The sequence below is a fragment of the Paraburkholderia azotifigens genome (genome assembly GCF_007995085.1).
GTDB classification, from domain to species: domain Bacteria; phylum Pseudomonadota; class Gammaproteobacteria; order Burkholderiales; family Burkholderiaceae; genus Paraburkholderia; species Paraburkholderia azotifigens.
This window is the reverse complement of record NZ_VOQS01000003.1, coordinates 2,855,561-2,867,360: the sequence shown is the minus strand read 5'-3', so window position 1 is coordinate 2,867,360 and position 11,800 is coordinate 2,855,561. Positions and strand designations below refer to the sequence as shown.

The window sequence follows — 11,800 nt, the reverse complement described above, 5'->3', positions numbered from 1 at the left end:
GCCAGCTCGCCTCATGACGAACAAGAAACGACGAAGAACGAGAACATCATGAGAGTTTCGACGCGTAATGCCTTGCGGCAACTTGAACACGTCCGGACGATGCGGGATGTGCTGCGTGCGCGCCTGCACGAAACGTCCGGCCAGATCTGGACCGTCGCCTCGAAGGTACGAACGTACAGCGTGTGGCAACGCAGCGTATCCGCTGTGGTGGCCGCGACGCTGTTCATCGGACCGCTGACGGTTACGTTCGAGCAGAGCGAATCGGCGGCAGGCATGCTTGCAGCGGGCAGCAAACGCTTCGACGACGACGCATGGCAACAGCTCCGCGACCTGACTGGGTTGCGTGTGCGCGTCATGATGCAGCAGGCTTTCGCGACGCCCATCGTCGATCCGAATGCGCCCATCACCTTCCAGCCGAAGATCACGCAGAGCACGGGCGCGAACGGCGGCGTGCCCGTCGTCAATATCACCGCGCCGAACACGGCGGGGATCTCGCTGAACCAGTATCAGAGCTTCAATATCGATCCCATCGGGCTGATCCTGAACAACAGCCTGATGTCGGGCACGTCGCTCACGGGCGGCAACGTCGCGGCGAACACGAATCTGGCGGGGCGCACGGCGAGTGTGATCGTCAATCAGGTGACGTCGAACGGCGCGGCGTATGCCAGTCTGCTCAATGGCCCGCTCGAAGTGTTCGGCGCACCCGCGACCGTCATCATCGCGAACCCGAACGGCATCACGACACGCGGCACAGGCTTCACGAACACGATCGGCGTCACGCTGACCACAGGCACGCCGCAGTTTCTCAGCGACATGAACGGCACGCGCACCGACTTCATTCACGCGACGGCCGTCGGCTACAACGTGACGGGCGGGCATATCCAGATCGAAGGGAATGCTGGCGCGAACGGTCCGGGCGCAGGGATCGAAGGCACGGTCGGCACGATCGATCTGATCGCCGAAACCATCGGCGTGAATGCGCCGCTCTTTGCGGGCAGTCGCATCAATGCAATTGCCGGGCGTCAGTTCGTGTCGCCGGGCGCGGTGTCCGATGTGGGTACGACGTATGGCACATCGTCGAATGGCAGCGTGAATACGGCGGCGGCCATCAATGGCGCAAACGGCAACGCGAACAACGGTCTTGCGATCGATGCCACGGCATTCGGCGCGATGACGGCGGGCCAGATCCAGGTGATCAGCACGGCAGCAGGCATGGGCGTGCGCAGTGATGCGCAACTTGCCGCCAATGCGGGCGATCTGCTGCTGTCGGCGAACGGCGATGTATCGGTGGCGGGCACGGCCGCGCAGAAGCAGGCGACATTACAGTCGGCGGGCAACGTATCGATGACGGGCGCGCACGTCGGCGTCGGCGGCTACACGATCAATGCGAATGGCGATGTGACGTCGACGGGTACGCTGCAGTCCGGCGCGAAACTCGACGTGACAGCGGGCGGCAACGTCAATCTCGCGAACACGCAGGCGAATGGCGATATCGCGATGTCGGCGGGTTCGAATGTCACGCTGGGCGATGTGCAGGGCGGCGGCGCGGTGAGCGTATCGGCTGCGGGCGATGTCAACCTGAACGGCACTGCCGTGGTCAGCGGCGCGACGACGCTGCAGGCCGCACGCGATGTGAACATTGCCGGCCAGACGAACAGCGGCACATTGCAGGCGACGGCGCAGCGCAACGTCAACGTGACGGCAGCCGTGCAGACGGCCAGCGATGCAACCGTGTCCGCTACGCAGGGCAATATCAACGCGAACGCCAACGTCAACAGCGGCGCAAACCTGACGCTCACATCGGGGCAGGACACGTCGATTGCGGCGCAGGCCACTGCGCAAAACGCAGTGACGGCAGCGGCAGGACGCGATCTGTCGGTGAGCGGGTCGCTCGCGAGCGGCGCGACGTTCAGTTCGACATCGGGCCGCGATACGTCGGTGTCGGGTTCGCTGATGGTCGGCACGGACGCACAGGTATCGGCGGGGCGCAATCTGGATGTATCGGGGGTATCGATCGTCCAGCACAACGGCGCGTTCGATGCACAGAACGATGTGACAGGCAGCGGATCGATCGCGTTCGGACAAAGCGGAACGTTGAACGCAGGGCACGACGTTGCACTGACGGGCAAACTGCTCGCCAACGATCTGACCGTCACGGGCGCAAACAACGTCACGCTTGCCGCAGTGCAGGCGGGCGGCGCGTTTGCCGTGACGGCGAACGGCAACGCGGGCGGCGGCGACGTCACGTTCAATGGCAATGCAGCGAGTGTCGGCGCGACGAACGTGCAGGCGGCCCGCGATATCGCCGTGAACGGAACCTTAGCCGGTGGCGCGCAAACGGCGCTTACTGCGCAACGCAATGTCAACGTCGCGAATGCGGGCACGGTGCAGTCGGTCGGCGACCTTTCGATCACTGCGGCGACGGGAAGCGTGACGTCGACGGGAACGGTCAACGGTGCGTCCGCGCTTTCGGTGAACGCGGCACAGGACGTTTCGCTGACGGGCGACACGAGCGCCGTCAACGACGTCACGCTCAACGCGGGTCACGATCTGACGATAGGCGGCTCGCTGGCCGGACAGGCGAAGGCGATGTTGTCGGCGGGGCATGACATCGTCGCGGGCGGCAATAGCGGCTTTGCAGGCGATGTGAACGCGACGGCGGGCAATGATCTGTCGGTGACGGGCGCATTGCAAGGCAATGCCGTCAGCTTCTCGGCGGTGAACTCAGTGTCGCTGAATAACGTCGTGTCCAACGCGGCATTGCAGGTGATAACCAACGCAGGCGACATTGCGATTGGCGGCACGGTCACCTCGCTTTCGACGGCGACCCTGAACTCCGCACGCGATATCAGCGTGAGTTCGAACGGCACGTTGCAAAGCGCGAACGCGTTGAGCGTAACGAGCGGACGCGACACGACGAACGCGGGCACCGTGCAGTCCAATGGCGATATGACGCTCACGAACGCATCGGGCAACCTGACGAGCAAGGGCAACATCCAGTCGGGCGGCAATCTCAACATCAGCGCCGCGCAATCCGTCGATCTCGGTACGCAGGGCACGTCGTCGCTCGGCGATATCGACGTGACGGCCGGCCAGAATCTGACGATTAACGGCTCCGTCGTCGCGCAAGGCAACGGAACGTTCAACGCGGGCGATGCAATCGGCGGCAGTGCAACCATCGCGCTTGGGCTGAATGCAAACGTGGCGTCGGGCGGCGATACGAATCTCACAGGTTCGCTGCGCGCGGGAACAGTGCAAACCAATGCGGGTGGCTCGGCGTCGCTGCACGACGTGCAGGCGGCATCGACGCTTGCGCTCAACGCAACCAACGATCTGAACATCACGGGCGCCGTGGTCGGCGGTTCGACTGTTGTGCTGAATGCCGGGCGGAACAGCGGCGTGACGGGTTCGATCCAGTCGTCCAGCGACATGCTGCTGAACGCGGCGGCGGGCAGCATCGGCTCGACGGGCGTTATCAACAGCAACAGCACGTTCACCGCGCTTGCAGGCACGGATATCAATCTGGGCGGCACCACGACGGCCGCATCGGATGCGATGCTCAACGCAGCGCGCGATGTCAACGTGACGGGCATGCTCGCAGGTCTGGGACAAGGGACGGTGACAGCGGGCCGCGACATCGGCGGGGCGGGGACGCTGACTTTCGCGCAGGCCGCGACACTTGCCGCGAATCGCGACATCGTGCAAGGCGGGCTCGTGCAGGGCCAGTCCGTCGATATCACTGTGGCGGGCAACGCGACCGTCAACAACATCGAATCCGCGAGCATGATTGCATTGCGGGCGAACGGCACGAACAGCGTCAACGGCGCGGGCAACGTCACGGTGACGGGCGCTGCGGCAGCGGCGGGCACTGTGACCGTCGATGCGAACAACGACGTCTCCGTCACATCGAGCGGAAAGATTGCGAGCGGCACGACGACGTCTGTCACGGCACAACACAACATCAATATCGACGGCGCAGTCGAGTCGGTCGGCGATGCAACGCTCAATGCGCAGACGGGCAGCCTGTCCGCGACGGGCGGCATCAACAGCGGCGGCAAGCTCGCTATCACGACGGGCCTCGACCTGTCGCTCGGCAGCAGCACGAGTGCCGTCAACGACATCACGCTGACGGCGGGACGCGACGCCGTGCTGAACGGCACGATGGTCGGCGGCTCGAATGCAACTGTCACGGCGGCACGCGATATCACGGGCGGCGGCACGCAGAAGATCACGGAGACGGCAAGCTTTGCCGCGCAGCACGATATCGCGCTGATGGGTGGCGTGCAGGCGAACGTCGTAACGGCAACGGGCGGCAATAATGCCGCGCTGCATGACGTGATATCGGCGACGACGCTCGACGTCACGGCAAATGGCAACGCAGGCGCGGGCGATGCGGCGATCACGGGCACCGCGACGGCGCCAGGGGCGATCCATCTGACGGGCGCACGCGATGCCATCGTGAGCGGCTCGCTCGCGAGCGGCGACGCGTTGACGCTGACAGGCCAACGCAACGTGACGGTGACGGGCACCATCGAATCGACCGGTGATCTCAACGCGACGGCGATGACGGGCAGCGCGTCCTTCACGGGAACGGCGGCGACGGCGGGCGCGTTCAATGTTGTATCGGCGCTCGATACGCAACTCGGCGGACAGATTGCAGCGGCGAAGCAGATCAACGTTCAGGCAGGTCGCGATATCGCGCTGACGGGCGTTGTCGCGGGACAGATGGACGGGGTGCTCAACGCGGGCCGGGACATCAACGGCGCTGGGTCGGCAGCATTTGCGCAGGCCGCGACGCTGACGTCAGCGCGCGATCTTGCGCTGACGGGCGCGTTGCAAGGATCGACTGTTTCCATCATTGGCGGCAACAACGCGGGCCTCGGCAGTGTGCAAGCCGTGACCGGCGATCTGACCGTGAGGGCCAACGGCAACGCGGGCGGCGGCGACGTCACGTTTGCGGGCAGCGCCACCGCATTCGGCACGATGCTCCTGAATGGCACGCGCGACGTGACGGCAGCCGGTGCGATCAACACGGGCGGCACGACGACCGTCAACGCGGCGCGCAACTTCGCGCTCGGCGATGTGAACTCGGCAGGCGACCTCACGCTCACGGCGACGAGTGGCAACGGCTCGGCGGGCAACGTCACGACGCAAGGCCAGTTGAATGTGAACGCGGCACAGGCTCTGGCCTTTTCCGGCGTGACGACGGTGGGCGGCGATGCGCATTTGACGTCCGGCGGCAACATGACGCTGACGGGCGGCATCGGCGCGCAGAACACGGGCACGCTGACGGCGGGCGGCGACATCAACGCAGGTTCGGTTGGATTCGGCCAGCAGGCGACCGTGAACGCAGGCGGCAGTGTCAACGTGACAGGCGTGGTGGGCACAAACGGCAGCCTTGCCGTAACGGCGGGCAACGATATCTCGCTGGGCGCGGCGCAGGCGGGCGGTACGCTGCGGTTGAACGCACAAGGCCACAACAGCGCAGGCGATGTAGTGGTGGCGGGCGACGTCATCTCGGGTTCGACGACATCGATTACGGCAACGCGCGATGCATTGATCGGCGGATCGGTTTCGTCAGCGGATGCAGTGAATGTCTCCGCTGCACGCAATCTGCTGATTGGCGGCGCGGCGGGCTCGAACGACAACATCGCGTTGACGGCAACGACGGGCGCGCTGGGCGTCGGCGGCGCGATCACGACGCAAGGCAATCTCACGGCAAACGCGGGCGGGAATCTCGCGTTGCTGTCGGGCGGCCTGATCAATGGCGATACGAATGTGACGTCGGGCGGCACGACGACGCTCGGCGGTGCATTGATGGGCCTGGGTCTTGCCAACATCAATGCAGGCGGCTCGATCAACGGCGGCGGCGCGCTGACTTTCGGCAAGGACATCGCCGTCAACGCGGGCGGCGGCGTTGCGCTCGGCGAAGTGCAGGGCGCTGGAAAATTCACGGCGACCTCGAACGGCGACATGTCGTTCGGCGCGGCGACGGCCGTGGGCGATATCGTCGCGACGTCGCACGCGGGCAGCGTCGCGTTCAGCGGACAGGTGCAGACGGGCGGCAACGCGACAATCAGCGCGGCGAACAATGCATCGGCGACGGGCGGCATCGCGTCGATGGGCACGGTCAACGTCACGGGCACCAACGGCAACGTGACGGTGGGCGGCGTGTCGTCGAATGGCGATGCGAGCCTGCATGCCGGACAGACGCTCACGCTGTCGGGCAACAGCGTTGCCGCGGGCGAACTCGCGCTCTCCGGCAACAACGTCACGATGAGCGGAACGGCGAGCGGATCGAAAGACATTTCGATCAACGCGACGGGCACCGTCAACGCGGGACAGTCGTCCATCGTGTCGTCGAAGAACCTTCAGGTTGCGGGCACGAATGTCACGCTCGGCAACGCGATTGTCGGCGGTACGCTCGATGCGCGCGCATCGAACCAGTTGTCGCTGGTGGGCGGCAATGTCGACGTGGTCGGCGCGGCGACCTTCGTGTCGCAAAACGCCTTCTACAACGCGAGCAACGTGCTGGCAGGCGGCGCGCTGACCGTCAGCGCGCCCAATCTGACGAATGCCGCGACGGGCTCGCTCGCGTCGACGGTCACGACGAACATCACCGCGACGAACTTCACGAATGCGGGTCTGGTGAACGGCGCGACCACGAACATTTACGTCGCGGGCGCAATGAATAACATCGGCGGCTCGCTGATGGCCGTCAACAGCCTCAACATCAACACTGGGACGCTGAATAACCAGAACGGGTTGATCTTCGCGGGCAATCCGAACACGCCGGGAGGCCCCGTCACGGGCGATGTGTCGCTCACAATCAACGGCGGCGGTGGCGCCTTCTACAACGTAGGCGGTCAGTTGCTCTCGCAGCGCAATATGGGCGTCGGTGCAGCCAATGCGACGTTCGACCCCTCGCAGGGCACGATCAGTTACGGTGGACAGCTCTCGCTGACGGCCGGATTCATCGGTAACAGCGGCACGTGGAACTTTGGTGGTCAGGGCGCAACTGTCGTTGGCCTGAACGGAATCAACAACTACGGCATGATCACCGGCACGGCGCCGCTGTCGCTGACCACTTACGGGACGTTCAGCAACTTCGGTCAATTGACGGGCAATGACATCGCCTTCAACGGCGCATTGAACAATGCGACCAACGCGGTCGTGCATAGCGGCAGTTCGATCACATTGAACGGCAGCGTCACGAATCGCGGCACGATCGAGAGCGCAGGGAACCTGACGTTCAACGGCGGCGGCAACTACGACAATCAGTACGGCACGACGCAGGCGAACGGCAGTATCAGCATCACCACGGGCGCGACCGTCTATAACACGGTCGGGACGATTCTTGCCGGCGGCAACATCAATATCAATGCCGGCGCGGTCATCAACGATGCGTTGCAGGGCGCGACACAAACGTCCACACAACTGGTCGGCGCTTCGGCGGATCCGGATCTCTTGAGCCAGATCGTGGTCGGAGCATTGTCTGGCTGGTACTGCCAGAACAGCCAGGGCGACTGCTATCTGTACCAGTACTCGCAGACCGCCACTATCGCCACCTTGTTGCCGAACATGAGTGGCGGATACGTCGATGTCCGCAGCGGCGGAAGCACATGCTATGGCGATCCGAGCGCCTGTCAGGACGTAGAGGTTGGCAACTCCACGGCAGGGCAACACCAGTACATCGCGTTGCCTGGGATCGACCGGACGATCACTGCACCCGGGTCCGTAACTCCTGGGGTGATTGCGGCCGGCGGCAGCGTCAATATCACGGCAGGCACCCTATCGAACGCCGGCAGCACGATCTCGGCCGGACTTGATGTCAACCTGAACCTGCAGTCGCTCAACAACGCACCGGTAGGCAATGCCGTTGCGACCATTGTCGATACGGTTGATAAGGCACAACTCGACGCGTTCATGGCGCAGATGAATGCGTTGGGCGTCGTCGGCGTCTACGGGACAGTCGGCATAGGTATTTCCGGAACGGTGGTGCCGGAGTCGACCGTTTCATTCAATTCGAGCGCGAATGTGCCGCCGAGCGTGACCAGTACGACAACGGCGTTCGGAGCACAAGGGCAGATTATCGCTGGGCGCAACATGAATCTGTCCGGCGGGAATCTGGTGAACGGCGGATTGCTGTATGCAGGCAACAATTTCAACGCGAGCGCCGCGCAATCATTTGCAAATCAGGGGCAATACAATTCCGCTACTTCTACGCAGCCCGGTTGCGCTACCGGTGTAAGCGGCGCGGAGTGTGGCTACGCAAACAACTCGTTTCGTGGCGATAATCCGAATTCGACCACGTTCTCGTATGCGCAGCAAAACGCGACAGTGTTCGCGGGCAATGATTTGGTCATCGCTGCGGGGCAGATCAACAACACGTACGGCAACTTGCTGGCGGGGCACAACATTGTCATTGGTGGCGTCGGTACGACAGCCACCTCCACGACGGCGGCGCAGAGCCTGAACAACACGTCTGGCAACATCATCGCCGGTAACAACATCACGCTCAACGTTTCGGGCGCGATCACCAATAACCTGCCTCCACCCGTTCCTGTGCACTCGGATTACGGCGCGAAAGAACAATACTCTGGCTGTATGACGGTGGGCGGCTACAAGGAGAGCTATTGCGAAGGTTACGTTGACCAGCAGGCGGGGAATTCGTCGGTCATCAGCGCGGGAAATAACCTCCAGCTCAATGCTGGAAGCCTTACTAACATTGGCAGCCTGATTGCGGCGGGCAACAACGCGACGATTGCTGTCGCAGGGCCTGTCGTGAACGAAGCGCAAACGCTCAATGCGTACTGGCACTCGCACTGGGTCCAGGAGACCGGGGATTTTAGTCCGGACAAGCGACATGACGTATGGGCATGCGGTTCACCCGAGGAATGTACAGCACTCTATGGCAGTGCCTATACAAATGTCGGCGGTACGATCGATCCGCCCACGCCAGTCGGCAATATTGCTGCAACGATTCAGGCGCCGAACCTGTCGGTTTCGTCTGGAGGTGAGATCCAGAACGTCGGGAACGTGATCGGCACGTCGGTGACGTTGACGGGACAGCGGCTCATCAACGGCATTACGGCGGCGAATACCTACACGCCGCACGTCAATTCGCCGTCGCAGATCATTTCGCTGAGCGGCGTCAATCTTCCCGGACTGAATCTGACGACGCCGCGCTCGGTCGGCGCACCGCTGCCCATCCCAGTAGCGGGACAGGCATCGTATGTGACGGGCTCGCTCGGCGGTTCGGCACTCGATCCGCTCGGTCCGCAGGCGCTGCTCGACAACCTGCCCGCGAATCTTCAGCCGGGTTCGACGCTCTTTTACTACAATCCGCAGGCGGAAGACCTGATGCTTCAGCAGGCGGCGCTGCAGCAGACGGGCAAGGCGAGCTTTATCGATGGATTGACGTACGACAGTGAGCACAACCTGTCCGTCACTGCGCAGGAAAAGGAGATCCTGTATCAGAACGCGGTTGACTACGCGAAGACCAACAACCTGCAACTCGGAGATGCACTGACGCAAACGCAGCTCAGCACGCTGAGCGAGCCGATGCTCTGGTACGTGCAGCAGTCCGTTCCCGACCCGAGCTGTGTGTCGACAGGCCCGGTCACTTGTCCGACGGTGACGGCACTCATGCCGCAGGTGTATCTGCCGCAGAACTGGAGCGCGATGTCTGCGGACGGGACCATCACGGGCAAGGATGTTACGCTCAACTTCAACAAGGATGGCAACGGCAGTATCCTCAACACGGGCGATATCACCGCCTCCAATACGCTCACGGTCAACACGGGGACGCTGACCAACCGGGCCAACCAGGTCGATGTGGGTCAGATCTGGAGCTATATCAACGAGGTGGGGTACTCCAACACGACCGGTACGGCTGTCCAGCCCGGCGGTTTCATGAGCGCGGCGGGCATGGACCTGAACGTCCAGACGCTCAACCAGATCGGCGGGGCACTGCAGCAACTCAATGCTGACGGCACCATTGACCAGGCTGGAACCCAGCAGTTGCTGGCGCAACTGCAGCAACAGCTCGGTACCAGCTTCACGCAGACGACCGTTACGGACAACCTGCATACGGATTTTGTGGCGCAGGGCGGGTTTGGTGCGTCTCAGATCGTCGGTATGGTGTTCGCAGTAGTCGTAGCCATCATGACGGCCGGAGCCGCGAGCGCCGCAATTGGCGCGACAGCTGGCGCGGAAGGCGGGGCATTTGCCAGTGCGGCGACCGCGACGGCGGCAGCCAACGGCGTCGCGACTTCGGCCGGGCTGGCCAATATCGCATTGTCGGCTGCCGCTGCGGGCTTCACGTCGAGCATCGCATCGCAACTGACCATGACAGGTCAGTTGAACTGGGCAAACGCGTTTGAGGCCGCCGGTGTTGCGGGTCTCACGGCCGGTCTCACCAATGGCATCACGTATAACGCACAGTCAGGTCTCGACTTTACGACGCAGCCTCTGGCTCTTAATGGAGCGACCCAATCTCTTGCGAGTCTTGCGGGCGTTAGCCAGATTGCAGGGACCAACGTAAACCAGTCGACAACGACCACTGCAACGCTGACCCAACGAGGTCTCGCGATGCTTGCCGACGCGGGCATTGCCGCTGGGGTGAGCACTGCAATTGAAGGAGGAAGCCTCGCCAGCTCATTCGTGAATGCGTTAACGAGTGAGTTGGCTGCGGCCGGTGCCTCGGAGATTGGAGATGCAAAAGATGGCCTGGTAGGTGACCTGGGTTCAGTGGGCGGGAGGTTCGCGTACCTTGCTGCCCATGCTGGCCTCGGATGCGCGGCAAGCGCGCTGGAGGGAACAGGTTGCGCAGGAGGGGCAATCGGTGGCGTAGTGTCGGCTGGCCTGAACCCGATTCTTGACGCCAATGGCAACATTCCAGCCGCAGCCTTGGCTGGCATCGAAACATTGGTGAGCGGCAGCATTGCAGGCGCCCTCGGGTTCAATGTTCAGGGTGCGGTGACGGCGGCCCAAAACGAGACGCTCAATAACTACTTGAATCACAGGCAAGTGCAAAGTCTTCTGGCTACATTGAAGGGTTGCGCGCCAGGTGATACGAGTTGTGTAAGCCTGACGGTAGCGACTTACCAATCGATCTCAACGCAGCAGCAACAGGCTGCACAGAATTGCAACAGCCCGTCTGGCTGTCAGCAGGTGCAATACGACGCGATGCAATCGGGTGGAGTAAGCGAAGCCGACATCGAGGCGGCCTGCCAGGGTGGCACCAAATGTGCGCAGTTCATGGAGTCGTTGGCAAATCAGGCTTCCAGTGCGAAGTCCCTTGCAACGTCGAACTGGAACAGCGTTTCCAATGCGGTTGCCCAACAGAATCAATATCAGGCAATGCTGGCTTCGTCGGGCTCATCGGCGTGGGCGACCATATTTGCCGGAATCTCGCCATTGGACGCCTCTGGCGCGGTTGATGGAATTACAGGACTTGGCAGTCGGTCCACAAGCAGTGCAGCTGGGTCGGACAGTGCAGCAAACGCGGTCAACGGGTTAAATCTCAACAAGTCATTGGCAAGCCAGCAGCAGTTGTCCGAGTTGATGTCCGGGAACGGAGTGGCTACTTCGGGCAACGGGACAGGTGTTATTCTCAGGGATGCTCCTCGCTTGGTATCGGAATATGGAGGGCAGCTCAGCGATTGGAGTAAGGTGAGTAGTTCAAGTTATACGGCGGCCGACGGAACACAGTTCGAAATTCATGCATATAGAAATGCCGTGACCGGTCGAGTCGTGGAACCAAAATCGATCCCATTGAAATGAGTGGTAGCAAGCA

1 protein-coding gene is annotated in these 11,800 nt (G+C 62.5%); it reads left to right on the top strand.

What is annotated here, in order from left to right; genetic code table 11:
• The first annotated feature begins 48 nt into the window (after nucleotides 1-48).
• Nucleotides 49-11,787, top strand: a complete 11,739-nt coding sequence (locus FRZ40_RS30055) for a filamentous hemagglutinin N-terminal domain-containing protein (RefSeq protein ID WP_147236530.1) — start codon at nucleotides 49-51, stop codon at nucleotides 11,785-11,787.
• The last annotated feature ends 13 nt before the right edge of the window (nucleotides 11,788-11,800 follow it).

Coding starts and splice junctions, on each gene's coding strand:
- FRZ40_RS30055 (WP_147236530.1), top strand. CDS start 49: ATGAGAGTTTCGACGCGTAATGCCTTGCGGCAACTTGAACACGTCCGG.